Annotated in this window: 15 protein-coding genes; 7 read left to right on the plus strand and 8 right to left on the minus strand. The window is 65.4% G+C overall.

Translation table 11 applies throughout. From position 1 onward, the window contains the following. Positions 1-16: 16 nt before the first annotated feature. Positions 17-1777: a fatty acyl-AMP ligase gene (locus K4G67_RS02925; RefSeq protein WP_239805089.1), complete on the plus strand. Its 1761-nt coding sequence runs from the start codon at positions 17-19 to the stop codon at positions 1775-1777. A gap of 74 nt (positions 1778-1851) precedes the next feature. Here the strand turns inward: K4G67_RS02925 and K4G67_RS02930 are convergent, their stop codons facing one another. Next, positions 1852-3399, minus strand: a complete 1548-nt coding sequence (locus tag K4G67_RS02930; RefSeq protein ID WP_239804897.1) for a TIGR00341 family protein — start codon at positions 3397-3399, stop codon at positions 1852-1854. 130 nt (positions 3400-3529) lie between these two features. Here K4G67_RS02930 and K4G67_RS02935 point away from each other — a divergent pair, with 130 nt between their 5' ends. Next, positions 3530-4804, plus strand: coding sequence for a cation:proton antiporter (locus tag K4G67_RS02935; RefSeq protein WP_239804898.1), 1275 nt, complete (start codon positions 3530-3532; stop codon positions 4802-4804). Between the two features lie 80 nt (positions 4805-4884). Beyond that, the gene (locus K4G67_RS02940; protein ID WP_239804899.1) at positions 4885-6714 is read left to right on the plus strand and encodes a glycoside hydrolase family 15 protein; all 1830 of its coding nucleotides are present in this window, start codon (positions 4885-4887) and stop codon (positions 6712-6714) included. Between the two features lie 25 nt (positions 6715-6739). Here K4G67_RS02940 and K4G67_RS02945 read toward each other — a convergent pair whose 3' ends face one another. Next, a complete protein-coding gene (locus K4G67_RS02945) occupies positions 6740-6850 on the minus strand; it encodes an entericidin A/B family lipoprotein (RefSeq protein WP_420829981.1) in 111 nt (36 codons plus the stop codon). Between the two features lie 195 nt (positions 6851-7045). Here K4G67_RS02945 and K4G67_RS02950 point away from each other — a divergent pair, with 195 nt between their 5' ends. The 3 genes from K4G67_RS02950 to K4G67_RS02960 are packed head-to-tail and all read left to right on the plus strand — an operon-like array spanning position 7046 to position 9391. Beyond that, positions 7046-8245 (plus strand): toxic anion resistance protein, encoded by a 1200-nt coding sequence (locus tag K4G67_RS02950; protein WP_239804901.1) that lies wholly within the window; start codon positions 7046-7048, stop codon positions 8243-8245. After that, complete coding sequence (locus tag K4G67_RS02955) at positions 8245-9090, plus strand: hypothetical protein (protein ID WP_239804902.1); 846 nt, start codon at positions 8245-8247, stop codon at positions 9088-9090. Before K4G67_RS02950 ends, K4G67_RS02955 begins: the two co-directional genes overlap by 1 nt. A gap of 4 nt (positions 9091-9094) precedes the next feature. Then, positions 9095-9391 carry a polyhydroxyalkanoic acid system family protein gene (locus K4G67_RS02960; protein WP_239804903.1) on the plus strand — a complete coding sequence of 99 codons (297 nt, stop codon included), beginning with the start codon at positions 9095-9097 and terminating at the stop codon, positions 9389-9391. On the opposite strand, the gene K4G67_RS02965 is transcribed toward K4G67_RS02960, so the two are convergent. From K4G67_RS02965 to K4G67_RS02990, 6 genes are all read right to left on the minus strand, one after another. Beyond that, on the minus strand, positions 9388-9828 hold the full coding sequence (locus tag K4G67_RS02965; protein WP_239804904.1) for a DUF2721 domain-containing protein: 441 nt from the start codon (positions 9826-9828) through the stop codon (positions 9388-9390). The two genes, K4G67_RS02960 and K4G67_RS02965, sit on opposite strands and share 4 nt — an antisense overlap. A gap of 43 nt (positions 9829-9871) precedes the next feature. Further along, positions 9872-10675 carry a class I mannose-6-phosphate isomerase gene (locus K4G67_RS02970; protein ID WP_239804905.1) on the minus strand — a complete coding sequence of 268 codons (804 nt, stop codon included), beginning with the start codon at positions 10673-10675 and terminating at the stop codon, positions 9872-9874. Further along, the gene (locus K4G67_RS02975; RefSeq protein ID WP_239804906.1) at positions 10672-11703 is read right to left on the minus strand and encodes a mannose-1-phosphate guanylyltransferase; all 1032 of its coding nucleotides are present in this window, start codon (positions 11701-11703) and stop codon (positions 10672-10674) included. The genes K4G67_RS02970 and K4G67_RS02975 overlap by 4 nt, the downstream gene beginning before the upstream one ends. A gap of 56 nt (positions 11704-11759) precedes the next feature. Then, complete coding sequence (locus K4G67_RS02980; RefSeq protein ID WP_338026382.1) at positions 11760-12932, minus strand: glycoside hydrolase family 130 protein; 1173 nt, start codon at positions 12930-12932, stop codon at positions 11760-11762. Between the two features lie 85 nt (positions 12933-13017). Further along, entirely contained in the window at positions 13018-15369 is a 2352-nt protein-coding gene (locus K4G67_RS02985; RefSeq protein ID WP_239804908.1) for a glycosyltransferase family 4 protein, read from the minus strand. Between the two features lie 224 nt (positions 15370-15593). Further along, positions 15594-16319 carry an energy transducer TonB gene (locus K4G67_RS02990; RefSeq protein WP_239804909.1) on the minus strand — a complete coding sequence of 242 codons (726 nt, stop codon included), beginning with the start codon at positions 16317-16319 and terminating at the stop codon, positions 15594-15596. 281 nt (positions 16320-16600) lie between these two features. Between K4G67_RS02990 and K4G67_RS02995 the strand changes: the two genes are divergently transcribed. Next, complete coding sequence (locus K4G67_RS02995) at positions 16601-18118, plus strand: M10 family metallopeptidase C-terminal domain-containing protein (RefSeq protein WP_239804910.1); 1518 nt, start codon at positions 16601-16603, stop codon at positions 18116-18118. Positions 18119-18120: the final 2 nt, after the last annotated feature.

The raw sequence follows: 18120 nt of genomic DNA on the forward strand, positions 1-18120 counted from the left end.
GAAAAGCTACAGCGTCATGACGCACAACGCCGGGGCCGGGACCCGTGAAACTTCCGAATTGTCGCCCACGCCGAACGACGATGCGCTGCCGCGTCGTCTTGCGGATTTCGCGACCTTCGCCGATGCGATCGACTATGCCGCGCAAGGGGTTCGGGGGCTCAATTTCCACGATGCGCGCGGGCGTTTGCTGCGGCCCTATCCGTTTTCCGAACTGCGACGCGATGCGCTGTCCATGGCGCACAGGCTCGTCGCCGACGGTGTGAAGCCGGGCGACCGGGTCGCGCTGATTGCCGAAACCGGGGCGGAATTCGCCGCGCTGTTCTGCGGCGCGATCTATGCGGGCGCGTGGCCGGTGCCGCTGCCGCTCCCGACGAGCTTTGGCGGCAAGGACAGCTATATCGACCAGCTCGCCGTCCAATTGTCGAGCAGCGACCCGCTCGTCCTCTTCTACCCCGCCGAAATCGCGCAGATGACCGAGGCCGCCTGCGCGCGGCAGGGCGTGCGCGGCATCGCCTGGTCCGATTTTGCGACGCGCGACGTGATCGAAGGGCCGCTTCCCACGCTCGACCCGGACGATATCTGCTATCTGCAATATTCGAGCGGATCGACCCGTTTCCCGCACGGCGTCGCGGTGACGCACCGGGCGCTGCTCAACAATCTGGCCGGCCATTCGCATGGCATGCAGGTGACCGACGGCGACCGCTGCATCAGCTGGCTGCCGTGGTATCACGACATGGGGCTGGTCGGCTGTTTCCTCTCGCTCATCGCGAACCAGGTGTCGGGCGATTACCTCAAGACCGAGGATTTCGCCCGCCGTCCGCTTGCCTGGCTCGACCTCATCAGCCGGAATGCCGGCACGACGCTCTCCTATTCGCCGACTTTCGGATACGACATCTGCGCCCGCCGCATTTCGAGCCAGTCTTCGGTCGCCGACCGGTTCGACCTGTCGCGCTGGCGCGTGGCGGGCAATGGCGCGGACATGATCCGGCCCGACGTGATGCAGAATTTCGTCAACGCCTTTGCCGATGCCGGTTTCCGGGCGCAGGCGTTCAACCCCAGCTACGGCCTTGCCGAAGCCACGCTCGCCGTCACCATCATGCCGCCGGGCGAAGGCATCCGGGTGGAACTCGTCGAAGAGGAACGGCTTTCAGGCAGCCCGCGCGACCTGTCGCGCCCGGCCCGGTATCGCGCCATTGTCAATTGCGGCAAGCCCGTGCGCGACATGGATGTCGAAATCCGCGGCGAGGATGGCAAGCCGCAGCGCGACCACGTCATCGGCAAGGTATGGTGCCGCGGCCCGTCGGTCATGCACAGCTATTTCCGCGACGAGGAGGCGACCGCCGCCTGTCTCGTCGATGGCTGGCTCGACACCGGCGACATGGGGTACATGGCGGACGGCTATCTGTTCATCGTGGGCCGCGCGAAGGACATGATCATCATCAACGGCAAGAACCACTGGCCGCAGGATATCGAATGGGCGGTCGAGCAATTGCCCGGCTTCCACCAGGGCGACATCGCCGCCTTCTCGGTCGAGACGAAGGATGGCGAGGAAGCGCCCGCCGTGCTGGTCCATTGCCGCGTGTCGGATCCCGATGAGCGCGTGCGCCTGCGCGATACGATCCGCGACAAGGTGCGCTCCATCACCGGCATGAACTGCGTCGTGGAACTCGTACCGCCGAAAAGCCTGCCGCGTACGAGCAGCGGCAAGCTCAGCCGGGCGAAGGCGAAGAAGCTCTACCTCGAAGGCGAGATCGAACCCTACGCCATCGCGGCCTGAGCGCAGGATGACCGAGGGAACGCCGGAACCGCGGCGTTCCCCCCGGTCATGAGGGCACCGTCACCACGGCGGCGTTACGCGGCCGGCGGTGTCTCCGTCTCTTCCGCGATCACCGTATCGACGGGCGCCCATGTCGCCGTGACATTCGCGCCCCCGCCCGTCCGTTCGACGACGCGCACCGCCGGCGACAGCCGCTCCCGCACGGCGGCGATATTGTCCTCGCCCCCCGATAGCGCGATCGGCGCGTCGATCCTTTGCCCCGCCCAGCCGATGAGCGCGATCGCCTCGCGGCCCGCATCCGTCGGCGCCCCGTCCTCAAAAGCCACCTCCGGTAGCGCGCGGGCCGGCGGGATCAGCTCGATCCGCCATTCGGGCACGCTTTGCGCGATGCGCCGTTCGAGCTGCCGATAGGCGGACAGCGTCGCCCCGTCGAGCGGGCGCGCACGGACCGTGGCGCGGCGGCGGTCCCGGTCGATCAGCACGTCGTCCCCCGAAACCCCCGCGATGAGGGCCATGCGCTCGGTCAGGTCCTGCACCGTGCGGTCGCTCGCAGCCCGCTCCTGTGCATTGGCGGCGGCGATCTGCGCCTCCTCCGCCGCGGTGGCGCTGGTGCCGACGCGGAACTGGTCGAGCTGCAAGGTGACCGGCGCTTCGAGCAGGCGGTTGAGCCGGCGGATCGAGCGTTCCTCCGCCCCGTTCTCGATCTCCGGGGTGAGCACGGTCGCGGTGATGCGGATGGGGTCGGACTTGAAATCGATGTCGATCTGGGACACGCGCGCCGCATCGGGAAACGCATCGAGGATCGCTCCGTTGACGAGCCGCTGCGAATTGGCCTCCCACGCGATCTGACGCAGCGACAGGGCGAGCGGGATGACGAGCGCGATGAACGCGGCGACGACGATGAAATCCTGGAGCCGGGTCTTGTTCTCCGACAGGTTCGCGCGAAACCCGTAAAGCCGCGCCATGATCATCGCGGTCAGCGCAATGGTGACAAGGTTCGTCACATAGAGCAGCAGCGCGCCCGAAAACACGGTCCAGTTCCACGTCGCCAGCCCGAATCCCACCACGGCCAGCGGCGGCATCAACGCCGTCGCGATGGCGACGCCGACGATCGTGCCCGCCCGCCCGCGGATCATCGCATAGGCGCCGGCCATGGCGGAAAACAGCGCCACGAGCAGGTCGAACAGGTTGGGCCGCGTGCGGCTGGCGATTTCGGGGGTCACCGTCTGCAACGGCGAGAGCACCACGATCAGCCCGCAAAACGCAATCGACAGCACCGACCCGATGATGAGCGCGCGCAAAGCCTTGCGCAGCCAGTTGTAATCCCCCGTCGACAACGCGAAGCCCAGCCCGATGATCGGCCCCATGAGCGGCGAAAGCAGCATCGCGCCGATGACCACCGCCGGCGACGACAGCAACAGGCCGAGCACCGCAATGCCCGCCGACATGGCCAGCATGAACAAATAGCGCGCGGACATGATCGCCTCTTCGCGCCGTTCCTCGATCACCGCGCCCTGATCGACCGAGGCGACCACGGAATGGCGCCACCACAGCCGCCAAGACAGCAGCACGCCCTGAAAACTTTCGCGCGATTTTTCGATCGCGTCGGATTGATCGACCACTCGAATCTCCGTTGCCGCGCACGGGATATGGCGCGCGAATTGACGGGCATTTATCGCGGGCGCACGGCCCGTGTCCATCCGCGCGCACCCGACCGGCACAAAAACGCGGTTGCGACGTTCCGATACACAGATGGATGACAAGGCATTTTACGGGCTCGACCCCTATCACGTCACGCTGGCGACGGCCGGGGCGGCAATTATCCTCGCCTATTGGCTGCCGCGCTATTTCTCCAATCGGGAACCGGCCGCATCGGCGCTCCTGATCGGGCTGGGCATGGCGGGATTTGCGCTCATCCCCGGATTGCCCGATGTCGTCGACCCGCGCACATCGCCGCGCTTCTGGGAATTGACGAGCGAGATGGCGGTCATCATCGCGCTGTTCGGTGCGGGGATAAAGATCGACTGCGTGACCAATCTGGAGCGGTGGAAACCGACGATCCGGCTGCTTGCCATTGCCATGCCGCTCACCATCGCGGCGATTGCGCTGCTCGGCTGGGCGGCGGCGGGGCTGACCGTGGCGGGCGCGGTCCTGCTGGGCGCGGTGCTGGCGCCGACGGACCCGGTGCTCGCCGGCGATATTCAGGTCGGCCCGCCCACCGAAGGCGGCGAACATCCGGTGCGCTTTGCGCTGACCGCCGAGGCCGGGCTGAATGACGGGCTGGCCTTTCCGTTCGTTTATCTCGGGCTGCTGCTCGGTGCGACGGGCATTCCGTCTGCTGGCGAATGGCTGCAATGGCTGGCGCTCGACGTGGTCTATCGCATCGCGGTGGGCGCCATCGGCGGGGTTGCGGTCGGCTGGCTGCTGTCGCGGTTCCTCTTCGCGATGCCGCGGAACAATCCGCTGGCGAAGACGGGTTCGGCGGTGCTTGCGCTTGCGGGCGTGCTTTTTTCCTATGGCATTACCGAGCTGGTCGAGGGGTATGGCTTCATCGCGTGTTTCGCCGCCGGTGCGACCCTGCGCCGGGTGGAGCAGGACCACGAGTTTCATGGACGGCTGCATGCGTTCAACGAATCGATCGAGCATGGCCTGACCGCCATTCTCCTCGTGCTGGTGGGCGGGCTTTTCCCGGTACTCGTGGGGGAGCTGAGCTGGACCACCGCGCTCATTGCGGCTGCGCTCATCTTCGTCATCCGTCCGGCGGCGGGCATGCTGGCCCTGCTCGGCACGGGGATGAAGGGGCGCGACCGGCTCGTGGTCGCGGCCTATGGCGTGCGCGGGATCGGTTCGATCTACTATCTGGGCTATGCCGCCGCGCATATCGAGTTCGACAACGAGGGCGAGCTATGGGCGATCGTGTCGCTGGCCATCCTGCTTTCGGCGGTGGTGCACGGCCTGACCGCGGGTGCGGCGGTGGAACGCGCCGAGACCGAGGAGGATACAGGGCACGGCGCGCTGCCGTTCTGATCCCGGCCCGGCATGCTGCAATGCGATAAATTTGCCCCGGCGGCTTCACATCGCGGGCACGGCCCTTATTGCAGAGGGTAATGACCCAGACGAATCAGAACGCCGCCTTCCCCTCCGCCGAAGCGGATCTCGAACTTTGGCCGATCGGCAATTGCCAGGCTTCGGCACTGGTCGATCGTTTCGGCACGTTTGCCTGGGCCTGCCTGCCCCGGATCGACGGCGATCCGATCTTCTCCTCGCTCGTCGATACGCAGGACGATCCCGCGGCGGCAAAAGGGTTCTGGAAGATCGCGCTCGAAGGCGGCCGGGTGGTGCGGCAATCCTATATCCGCAACACGCCGATCCTGAAGACCGAGTTTGCCGACGATGGCGGCAATGCGATGGAAGTGCTCGATTTCTGTCCCCGCTTTCGGGACAAGGGCCGCATGTATCGTCCGGTCGCCTTCGTGCGGATCGTGCGCCCCACGGCGGGCAGCCCGCGCATGCGCATGGCGCTCCGCCCCGCGAGCGAATGGGGCGCGAAACAGCCGGAGCGCAGTTTCGGGTCGAGCCACATCACCTATCGCCACCCGGCCATGGCGATGCGGATGACCACCGACGCGCCGGTCGGGCTGGTGCAACAGGAAACGCCGTTCCGCCTTGAAAAGCAGATGCATTTCTTCTTCGGCCCGGACGAAAGCTTCTCCACCTCGCTGTCGAGCGGGATCGGCGACATGCTGGCCCGCACAGCGGACGAGTGGCGCCACTGGGTCCGCGGGCTTGCCATCCCCTTTGAATGGCAGGACGCGGTCATTCGCGCGGCCATCGGCCTCAAGCTGTGTCAGCACGAGGACACGGGCGCCATCGTCGCGGCGATGACGACATCCATCCCTGAACATGCGAATAGCGGCCGCAACTGGGACTATCGCTATTGCTGGATCCGCGATGCCTATTACACGGTGCAGGCATTGAACCGCATCGGCGCGCTCGACGTGCTGGAAAGCTATCTCGGCTATCTGCGCAATATCGTCGACAGCGCGCAGGGCGGGCATATTCAGCCGCTCTATGACGTACGCGGCAATGCCGAACTGCTGGAATGGGAGGCGGAGCATCTCGCCGGCTATCGCGGGATGGGCCCGGTGCGGGTCGGCAACGATGCCTGGCGGCAGATTCAGCACGACGCCTACGGGCAGATCGTGCTGTCATCGGCGCAGGCCTTTGCCGACAATCGCCTGCTGCGCATTTCGGGGGCGGAGGATTTCGCCTCGCTCGAACGGGTGGGGGAACGCGCGCTGAAGGTGTGGAACACGCCCGATGCGGGATTGTGGGAATTGCGCAATTCCAAGCATATCCACACCTATTCCGCGGCGATGTGCTGGGCCGCGGCGGACAGGCTCGCCCACGCGGCGCAGCAGCTCGGCCTCGATGAGCGGGAGCAATACTGGATGGGTCACGCCGCGACCATGCGGGACGAAATCATGGCCCGCAGCTGGAACGCGGAAACAGGCGCCATCGCCGCCACCTTCGACGGGGACGAGCGCGACGCAAGCCTGCTGCAACTGCTCGACCTCCGGTTCATCTCCAAGGATGACGAGAAGTTCCATTCCACGCTCGCCGTGCTGGAAAAGGCGCTGCGCCGGGGCGACAACATGCTGCGCTACGACACGCAGGACGATTTCGGCCTGCCGCACACCGCGTTCAACGTGTGCACCTTCTGGCTGATCGAGGCGCTGCACCTGACCGGGCGCAAGGACGAGGCGCGCACCTTGTTCGAGACGATGCTGGCGCGCCGCACCGGGGCCGGCATGCTGAGCGAGGATATCGAGCCGAACACGCTTGAGCTATGGGGCAATTATCCGCAGACCTATTCGCTGGTCGGGATCATCAATTGCGCCGTCATGCTCACGAAAAGCTGGAACGAATATCGCTGATCCGCTCCAGCTTTCGTAAAGCGCGTCAGATGGCGTCGTTGCCGGCCTGGCCGACGGACTGAATATCGCGGCCCGCGCCCTTGATGGTGTTGCACGCCGTCAGGCCAAAGGCGAGTGCGCCCAGCGCGGCGATCATTACGGTCTTGCGAATCATGATGGGTCATATCCGATCAATTGAGGAGACGACTGGCATAGCCCCGCGCGACATGAACCCAAAGCGAACGATGCGGCGCGCATTGCCGACGCCGCGTTTCGCTTGAATCATGTGTCTTACACCGCTAATACAGTAAGCCGAAACCGGGCGCGGCGCGCCCAAGCCGACAGGATGACCATGGCCGACACCAAGACCGCCACCGCCGACGAGCTGACGCTGGAGGCGCCTGCGCCCGTTCCCGAGGTGAAGCCGGAAAAGGCGGCCGGGCTGGTCCCTGTATCGGAGGAGAAGAAATCGAAGCTCGATGAAAAGGTCGACGATTTCGTGTCCGGCCTCATCGCCGAGGACGCCAATTCGCCCGAATTCGGCAAGAAGGTCGACCAGCTCACCAATATGGGCCGCAAGGAAATCGCCGCGGCGGCGGGGCAATCGAACCGCTTCCTCGACCGGCCGGTCCGCGCCATGGACAAGGATACGGGCGTCGGCAACGACCTTGCCGAATTGCGCCGCACGGTGGAGGAGCTTGACCCCGGCCGGCAGGGCAAGCTGTCGGGTCCGCGCAAGATTCTGGGCATCATCCCCTTCGGCAACAAGCTGAAGAACTATTTCGACAGCTATACCTCGTCCCAGGGGCATATTCAGGCGATCCTGGGCCGGCTCGCATCGGGCAAGGACGAATTGCTGATGGACAATGCCGCCATCGATGTGGAGCGGCAGAAGCTGTGGGCCGCGATGGGCGATCTGGAGCAGATGATCCATATTTCGAGGACGCTCGACGCCCGGCTGGAGGAGGCGGCGAACGATCTCGACATTTCCGATCCCGCCAAGGCGAAGGCAATCCGCGAAACGGCGCTGTTCTACACGCGGCAGCGCACGCAGGATCTGCTCACCCAGATGGCGGTGTCGGTGCAGGGCTATCTCGCGCTCGACCTTGTGAAGAAGAACAATGTCGAGCTGGTGAAGGGGGTCGACCGGGCCAGCACGACCACCGTCGCCGCGCTGCGCACCGCCGTCACCGTCGCGCAGGCCATGACGAATCAGCGTCTCGTGCTCGGCCAGATCACCGCATTGAACGAAACGACCGCGGGCCTCATCGACAGCACGGGCACGCTCCTGCGCGAACAGACCGGCAAGATCCACGAGCAGGCCGCGTCGAGCACGATCCCGCTCGAAACCCTGCAACGCGCGTTTCAGAATATCTACGACACGATGGACAATATCGACACGTTCAAGCTGAAGGCATTGGACAGCATGAAACAGACCGTCGACACGCTGTCCGACGAGGTGGAAAAATCGCGCGGCTATATCGCGCGGGCCGAGGGCGCCTCGCAGGCGCAGGTCGAGAGCGCCGCCTCCCCGCTGAGCATCGAGGGCTGATGGCCGACAGCACGCACGAGGCCGACCGGATCATGTCCGGCGCGCGGCAAAGCCTCGCCGACAATCGCGCGGGCGGGCGCCGGCGTTCGATCGGCGAGGGTTCGGCCCGGCTGAAGGCGAAACACGCCAAATCGCGGCTGACGCGGATATTCGTCGCGGTGTTCGCCATCGTCATCGCGGCGATGGGGTTCGGGCTGTTCGTGGGCGCGCTGGGGTTCGAGGGGCTGTTCCTCACCGTGCTGGTCATCATCGTCGTCATGGCCGTCTTGTGGAAGTTCCCGAAGATGGACATGCCGCGCCGCGAAACCTTGTCGCGCGGCGATCTGCGGCAGACGGTCGCGCGGACGGAGCTGTGGCTCGAGGGGAAGCGGGCCGCCCTGCCCGCCCCGGCGGTGCCCATCCTCGACACCATCGGGGCGCAGCTTGACGGGCTGGGCGTGCAGATGGAGGGCCTCGATGAAAACACGCCCGCCATGCGCGAGGTGCGCAAGCTCGTCACCGAGCATCTGCCGGAAATGGTGTCGAGCTATACCGCGATACCCCCGCATCTCAGGCAGGATGCACGCGACGGCGGCACCACGCCGGCGCAGCAGGTCACCGACGGCCTTTCGCGGATCAGCGCCGAGATCGACAGCGTGACCCGGCAACTCGCCGAGGGAGCGATCGACGATCTCGCCATTCGCACGAAATTTCTCGACTACCGCTATGGTCAGGATGTCGCCGCCCTGCCCGATGCATCGGCGACCGCACTGGGCGCGGACAATGGTGTGCCCTTGACGGATGCGGGCGCACGCGGCACCGCGCTTCCGTCGGCAACCGACCCGACCGACCGAACAAGGAATTGAACCCATGCGCGTTGCCGTCCCCCATTCGCTTTCCCGTGCCGAAGTGCGCAGCCGTCTTGACGCGAAGAAGGACGACATGGCGGGTTTCGTTCCGGGCGGCATGGCCGACATCGAAACCTACTGGCAGGGGGAGGACCGCATGATGATGGTCATCCGCGCCATGGGGCAGGAGCTCAACGGCCATGTCGATGTCGAGGATACGCAGGTCACGTTCGAGATCGACCTGCCGCTCGCGCTGTCCTTCGTCGAGCCGATGGTAAAGGGCGCGCTGGAGGAAAAGGGCCGCAAGCTGCTGAGCTAGAGGCGGCGCTCCCACTCCAGCAATTCCTGCGGAATGCGCAGCGACGCCGACGCGAGCCGCGTTTCGGTGAGGAACAGCCCGAGCGCCCACATCAAGAGCGCCAGCGCGATGAAGAAGAACAGCGCGTCGAGCCAGTCGTAGCGCGCGTGCCACACCGCCGTCATGAAGATCGACACCACGGTAAGCCCGATGGACAGCGCGCTGAGCACGAGGAGCAACATCGCCCGGTTGATGAGGTTGATCCGCCGGTCGAGAATGCGGATCTCGCGCACGACCTGATCGTGCTCCGACCCTTCGGTCGCGGCGTGGAGTGCCTGCACCGTGCGGGCCCGGTCGACCACGCGCCCCAACCGCCCGGCCAGCATGTTGAGCATGTTGCCGATCGCGACCAGCACGAACACCGGCGCAAGGGCGAGCTGAATGGTCTGTGCGATCATCGCTGCGCCATCGCAGCGTCGCTATATCCATCGCGCGCGGGTTTCAGCATGGCCGCGTCACCAGGCAAAGCCCGTCGTCTGCGAACCGCACCGCATCGATCCCGTTCGCCAGCGCACAGCCCCCCGGCGCCACCTCTTCACCATCGACGGTCACCGCCCCCTCGCGCGGGATGACGAGCAGCGGCCCCGTATATTGCGCGCGCAGTTCCGCGTCCGGCTGTCCGTCGAGGCGGTCGAGCACGAAAAACGGCCCTTCGACCAGCCGCTGCGTCCCGCGCGCAGGCACGTGAAAGCGCAGATGCGGATCGTGCGGCGTACCGCTGGCGACCGCGATCCCCTCGTCGAGATGCAGCTCGCGCGGGCGCCCGTAGTCATAGAGGCGGTAGGTGATGTCGCTGTTCTGCTGCACCTCGATCAGGCTGACGCCCGCACCGATGGCATGCACGGTATTGGCAGGGATGTAGAAGAAATCGCCCGCCCGCACCGCGTGCCAGACCAGCATATCCTCGATACTGCCGTCCTCGGCCGCCGCGCGCATCGTCTCCGCATCGACATCCTCGGAAAAGCCGATGCCGAGCGCCGCGCCCGGCTCGGCGTCGATCACGTACCAGCATTCCTCCTTGCCCTGACGGCCCTGCCCCTTCGCCTCGGTCTGGGCGTCGCTGGGGTGGTTTTGAATCGACAGTTTCTCGCTGGTGAAGATATATTTGACGAGCAGCTGATCTAGCGTTTCGGGCGGTTCGAACCAGATTTCGCCGATCCGCGTGCCCACCGGCGCCACGAACGGCGCCGGCAGCCGGTCCCGGCCCCAGGGCTTTTCGACCGTGCGGGTGGACAGCACCGTCACTGGTTGACTGCCCCGGACAGCTTGCCGACCTTTTGCGCACCGGCGGCCGTCGTGATCATCACGTCATTGCCGTCGACCACCACGATCACATCCTCCAGCCCGATGACCGACACGCGCGGCCCGTCGCTGTCCACCATGACGCGGCGGCAATCGACCAGCTCGACATCGCCGTGCGCCATGTTTCCGTCACCGTCGCCGCCCCGCGCCTCGTGCAGGGCTTGCCAGTTGCCGATGTCGGACCAGCGCATGTCGGCGGGCACCATCGCGGCGGAGCGCGTGTTTTCCATCACCGCGTAATCGACCGACTCCCCCTCGATCACCGAAAACGCGCCCGCATCGGGGTAGAAGCGCGCTTCCTCCTCGCGCCCCTCGGCAACCGATTTGCGCACCGCATCGGCAAGCTCGGGCCGGTGGCTGGCGAGTTCGTCCATGAACGTGCCGGCACGGAAAGCGAAAATGCCGCCGTTCCACGCATAGCCGCCATCGGCCAGGAACGCCTCCGCCGTGTCGCGATCGGGCTTTTCCACGAAACGCTCGATGCGATAGCCGGCCTCGTCGATCGGCGCGCCCTGCTTGATATAGCCGAAGCCGGTTTCGGGCGCGGTGGCGGCGATGCCGAACGCCACGAGCCAGCCTTCGCGCGCGAGCTCGCCGGCCTTCGTCGCGGCTTGCGCAAAGGCCGCGGGATCGCCGATGTGATGATCGCTCGGACAGACGAGCATGATCGCGTCCTCATCGAGGCGGCACGCGACGAGCGCGATGGCCGCAGCGGTGTTCTTCGCCGCCGGCTCCACGATGAGCGTGCCCCGCCCGTCCAGCTGCTCCTCCACCAGCGCGACATGCGCCGCGCCCGCAACCACGACCGGCGCACCGAAACAGGTTTCGTCGCCGCAACGGTCGAGCGTTTCACGAAACAGCGGCGTCCCGCCGATCAGTGGCAGGAACGGCTTGGGCCGAACCGCGCGCGAACGGGGCCACAGCCTCGTCCCGCTCCCGCCGCACAAGATTACCGGAATTATCGACGCCATCACAAAACCCTTCACATTACCCCATCACCACGAAAGCCGCCCCCCGCGGCCTTCGGTCATTCCATCATCTGCAGCAACCCATCGACCGTGCTCGTCGCGAAACCGACCGCGCTGTCCGAAATGCCATAGGGGATCAGGATTTGCTCCCCCATTTTCATCACGCCGCAGGTATAGACGACATTCGGCACGTAACCCGACCGGTCGTCGTCTTCCGCCGTCAATACGGGCGCCTTGCTGCGTGCGAGGACCTTCGACGGGTCGTCCAGGTCGAGCAAGGCACAGCCCAGCGAATATTTGCGCATCGCGCCGACCCCGTGGGTAAAGAGCAACCAGCCATGTTCGGTCAGCACCGGGCTGCCGCAATTGCCGATCTGAATGAACTCCCACGGATATTTCGGCCCCATGAGCAGCACGCCTTCGTCGTCCCACCGGTCGATCCTGTCGGAGCGGAGCAGGAACAGGTTCTTGCCGTCCTGCCGCCCGACCATCGCATAGCGTCCGTCGATCTTCTGCGGGAAGAGCGCCATGCCCTTGTTACGCCCCGCGGCCCCTTCGATCGGTTCGAGCGTGAAGCTGCGGAAATCGCGGGTGCGCAGCAATTCGGAACGGATCGCATGCCCGCTATAGGCGGTATAGGTGCCGATCCATTCGTAATCCCCGCCGCCATGGTCGAAACGCACCAGGCGCAGATCCTCGAGCCCGCCCGATTGCTGTTCGGTAATGGGGAAGATGACGGTATGCGACAGATTGCTGTCCGGGTTGCGGAACACGGTGACCGCGCCATCGCCGGCAACCTCGGCCTCGCCGCTGTCGACCGCGGTGGCAAAGGCGCCCTGCGGCCAGAGCGTGAATTCGCCGTCGCGGTCCATGATCCCTTCGCGAAAGGCGATGGAGCTGATGTGCCCCTCCCCCACCGCGCGGAGCGACAGGACGAAACGGCAGCTGTCCTCGTCCAGCCCGGACTGATCGGGATGGGGCACGATCGACGGGTTCATCAACGCCGCCGCCGCATAGGTATATTCGTGGCAGAAATAGCTGCCGATGAGCTTGCGCCGCATGTCGCCGAAACGCGCGGCGTCGAGGCCGAGCACGTCCTCCACCTCGCGATAACGCTCCTCGAACACCGCCTCCGTCTGCCAGTGGCGTTCGCTAAAATCGGTCAGCACGCGCTTGTATTCGGTCGCGACCGCCGCGTCGGACAGGTTCGCGATATCTTCCACCAGCCGCATGGCGCGATTGCCATCGGCGGTGCGGGCCTGCCAGCCCAGGTGAAACGGCCTTAGAACAACGCGCGACGGATCGGCATGAAGCCGCTTATCGGATATGTTTAGTGGACTTTCCGGATAGTCGCTGGTTCTCAAAAAGATCTCCCGTCGAATTGCCCGGCTGCGAACGCGCAAGAGCCGTCATCGCATAATAGGACAACTGGAATGCCAGTATCGACTCCGCTCCGCAATTGCGATTCGCGCCGCGCGGCGTGATTCCATCGCGGCAATGCCCGGTCCTGATGTCAGCCAGATGAACCCCGCGATCATTGCCGCCGAAAAACCAGCAATAGGCGATCCGCGCATGCTCGAACCAGCGCGCCTCGCCCGTGACGGCAAAGGCCGCCGCCGCCGCCTCGATCGCGGCAAGCGCCTCGAGCGGTTGTTGATCGAAGGGCAGGATTTCGTGGGCAAGGTTGAAACTGTCCGAACCGACGGGGCGGAAATTGCCGGTCGCGGAGCGTTGCTGCTCATTGATCCAGGCGAGGCTGGACAGCCCGGCCTCCAGCCATTCGTCGCGCCCGCAAATGCGTCCCGCCTCGATCAATGCCTGCGACAGGCGCGGATTGTCGTAGCCCACCACCGCCTCGAACCAGGCCCAGTCGGGCCGCCGCGCCGCCGCGATCAAGCGGCACAGGAACGCCCCGCCGTTTTCAAGCACGGCGCGCGCCTGTTCACGGTCCGGCTCCTGCGCAAGCCGCCCGGCCGCGCCCAGCATGGTGAACGCCACCGTGCGCGGCGAATCGAGTTCGGCCACGGCGGGCAAGGCCTCGTCAAAAAGGGTTTTCGCCCACCAGCGCAAATCCTCGTCCCGGCCCCGCGCGCACGTCTGACCAAGCGCCCAGAGCGAGCGGCCATTGCTGTCGTCCGACCCCTCCTCCTCGCACCAGCGGCGGTCGAAACCCATGAAATTGCGGAAACGGCGGCGATCGGGGTTCCACGCCTGCTGAATGAAGGAGGCAAAGCCCGACGCCATGCGCGCCGCTTCGTCGTCGCCCATCGCCTCGGCCACGTTGACGAGCATCAGCGCGCGGGCATTGTCGTCCACGCAATATCCGTGGCGCCGGTCGGGCACCCTTCCGATCGCGTGCTGATACATGCCGGTGTCGTCGCACATCGCGGTAAAGCCCGACATGCCCGGCATCGCGAGCAGCGGCACGGGCGTCGCCGCCTGCCGCGCGACCACGCGGTTGAGCAGGCTGGCCGTCGCATCGGCAAAGCGCGGCCAGATCGTCTTGCGCCCGCGGGCATAGGCGCGCCGTTGCATCGCCTCCAGCCGTTCGGGCTCGTCGAGCAGGCCGTTGACGGCGCGGGCGATACCCTCGCTGTCGCCCGGCGCCACGAACTCGCCCACGCCATCGCTCAGCAATTCGCGGGCGTGGAGATAGGGCGTCGACACCACCGCCTTGCCCAGCGCGACGGCATAGCTGAGCGTGCCGGAGGTCGATTGCTGCATATTGGGATAGGCGGTGATGTAGATGTCGCAGCTTTCCAGCTGATCGAGCAGCTCATCGGTATCGACGAAGCGATTGTCCCACACCACGTGATCCGTCACGCCCAGCCTCTCGGCCAGCGCCTTCAGCCCGTCGCGATAGCTCTCGCCCTCCTGCGCGACGAGATTGGGATGCGTCGCGCCGACGATGCGATAGATCGTTTCGGGATGGCGCGCGACGATGGCCGGCAACGCCTCGATCACGTTCTCCAGCCCCTTGCCCGGCCCGAGCAGGCCGAAGCTGGTCAGCACACGGCGGCCTTCGAGGCCCATGCGCGCCTTGAACTCGGCCTGCCGGCCAAACGGGCGGTCGGGTGCGCCATGTTCGATCACCGCGACACGGTCGGCCCCCACGCCATAGCGTTCGGCGAGAAGATTGGCCGAATGGCGCGACATCACCATCACCCGGCTCGCCCGGTTCAGCAGGTGATCGAGAATTTCGCGCTGCCGTTCCGACGGGTCGGCCAGCACCGTATGCAGGGTAAGCACCAGCGGCGCGGCCAGCCGGTCGACGAGGTCGAGGACCATCTCGCCCGACGTGCCGCCGAAAATGCCATATTCGTGTTGCAGCCAGACGGCATCGACGCCGCTTTCGTTGATACGCCGCGCCGCCCGGGCGTAGGACGCGGCATCGTGCGCCGCGATCGTGCCGGCCACGTCGTCATAGGAAAGACCCTGCGCCGGATCGTCCATGGCATAGATGTCGAGTGCAATTTCCGGGTGGAACCGGGCGAGCTGTTCGACGATGTCGCCGGTAAAGGTCGCGATCCCGCATTGGCGCGGGGTGTAGGTTCCGATGAGTGCGACCCGCCTGTACACCGGATCGCTACCCTCGTTCGCGGGATCGGCGCTCTTGCGCTCCTTCTGGAACAGGGAAACCACGTCGGATACAACGGGATTTTCGGTCATCGGCGCGAACCTTTAAATAAAGCGTTAACCTCGTTAATCCAGTGCCTTGCGAGTGGTTCCCGCGATTGCGAACATCGGTCCGAATACGGGCCAGTTTGCCCCCTCGCACCGGTCGAGACGAGTCGAAAAAGCGTCCACCACCAACATCCTACGCCCTTTTTTCGCAAAGCGCGAAGATTTTGTGCGGTTGCGAGATAACCCGCCGTCGCCACGCGCCGCCGCGCTTACTGCCACCACCATTGTTTCCAGCCCGTGCGCTCCGCCACCGGGTCGCCATTCGCCCCGATCGCGGGACGATAGCGGAACCGTTCCACCACCAGCCTGCAGGTGATGCGATCGACCTCGGCATTGCCGCTGCTGCTGCGCACGGAGCAATCGCGGGCGCGGCCGTCGGTGCCTACGGTGAAATACACGATGACGAAGGCGCCATTGCGGTCGGGCGCGCTGTTGCGGGGGAAATCACGCGCGGTGATTTCGCCGGCGATCTTTTCCGCCCCGCGGATCGCGGCGCCGCCCCCGCCGGGTCCCGTGCCGGAACCGCCGCTCCCCGTGCCGATGCCGCCTCCGCCGCTGCCCGGACCCGCCTCTCCTGCGCCGGAGCGGTTCTCATTGCCCTTTGCCGCCGCGGGGGGCGCGGGCGGCGCTGGCCTTTCCACGCGCGGCTTTGGCGCGGCGACTTCACGGGGCGTCGCCTCCGCCGCCTCGGGCGCGGCGGCACCGTCGGGTTCTGGCGCGGCCATGGTCGGTTCGGGTTCGGGTTCGGGCGCCGGTTCCGGCGTGTCGAGCGGCACGGCAAAGGACGCCACCGAACGCAGCGTGTCGGGTACGACGTCGATGTCGAACGCACGCAGAAGCGCGAAGATCGCCGCGATATGGAGCAACGCAACGACGACGACGGTCGCGACGCGGCGCCTGTCGGGCCGGCGGCGGCGGAGAGATGAAGAGGGCATCGGGATTAGAGGCCTCGAAAGCGCGGTTCGTTCCCGCGGCCCCTCCCGGCGGGCCGGGCGAGACGTTGGGTGCATGCCGGCCCCGCGACGAGCCGCGCGAAAAAAAAATGCGCTTTTCCGGGAACCAAACGCCAATCGAGGCCGCGTATGGTCCGTCAAAACGTTAACACGCGCTTGCGCTTGGCTAAGTAGTTGCATAGGCTACGAATCCGGGCTGGGAAGATAAGGGCGCACGGGTCGCGCGATTATCGTTATTCCGGCCTTCCATGTTTGGAGGGTTCATGAGCAAATATTACACGTCCGAAATCACGCCGCTCGATCATGAGGATCACGACATCGATCCCGTCGATTTCAGCCTCGATCCCTATGTCGGGGCCGGCTGGCGCGGCAAGACGGTCGCCGATCTCGATCAGGTGATCGACCAGATCGACAGCGGCCGGGCACAGAAAGTGACTGCCAACAACACGATCACCTACACCTTCCTCAAGGAAGGGCAGGACCTGATCGGCATCTACAACAACAAGAAATACGGCTTCACCGCCGGCGAAGGCCTCGCCGCCTTCTCGCCCGAGCAGCGGGACGAGGCACGCGAATCGATTGAGCTCTGGGACGACCTCATCGCACCCAGCTTCGTGGAATCGAACGGCCGCGGCGCCGATATTCAGTTCGCCAATTCCACCGATCCGGCACAGGCCTACGCCTATTACCCGAGCGAGCAGGGCGGCCAGAAATATCTGGGCGACGTGTTCGTGGCCGATCCCGAAGTGAACTGGACCAATGCCTGGCTCGGTTTCGGCGGCTATGGCGCGACGACGCTGATCCACGAACTCGGCCATGCCATCGGGCTGAGCCACCCCGGCGCGTATAATGGCGCGGGCGCGACCACCTATGCCGCGCAGGCCGAATATGCCCAGGATTCCGAGCAGTACACGCTCATGTCCTACTGGGGCATGGAGGCGACCTCGATCAACCAGTACAACGTCGACTGGAGCACGCTGTATTACAACAATCCGCAGACGCCGCTCGTCCACGACATCCTGACCATTCAGGACAAGTATGGCGCGGACATGACTACGCGGGCCGACGATACGGTCTATGGCTGGAATTCGACGGCGCGCAATGCGGTCTATGACTTCTCGCAGAACCTGTTCCCCTATCTGTCGATCTACGATGCCGGCGGCAACGATACGATCGACATGTCGGGCGCGGGCGCGGGCGTCTTCATCGACCTCACCCCCGGTTCGTTCAGCGCCGGTGCGGCCGACATTCCCGATGCGGATGTCATCAATGCCCGCCGCGACGTGATCGAGGACATCAATGGCAGCACGCTGCGCGACATCACCGATGCCAATGTCGCGGCGTACAAGGCGGTCTACAAGCCGTATTACGAAAGCCTGATCGAATCCGACACCGGCGTCGATGGCGTGTTCGCGACGGCCTATGACAATCTCTCGATCGCCTATGGCACCATCATCGAGAACGCCATCGGGTCGAGCGAGCGTGACTTCCTGCGCGGCAACGATGTCGACAACGTGCTGACCGGTCTTGGCGGCGACGACGTGCTCGAAGGCGGTCTCGGGGCCGATATTTTCGTGGTCGGCGACGGCAATGACACGATCCTCGATTTCAGCCTCGAGGAAGACATGCTCGACCTCTCGGCTCTCGGCCTCGATGCGGGCGCACTGACCTTCAGCGAAGGGCTCGTGGAAATCGACATCGACGGCGACAGCGTCACCGATGCGACCGTGACCTTTGCCAACAATGTCGAACTGACCGCGGAGCAGGTGATCTTCGCCTGATC

The organism is Croceicoccus hydrothermalis (assembly GCF_022378335.1).
In the GTDB taxonomy this organism is placed as follows: domain Bacteria; phylum Pseudomonadota; class Alphaproteobacteria; order Sphingomonadales; family Sphingomonadaceae; genus Croceicoccus; species Croceicoccus hydrothermalis.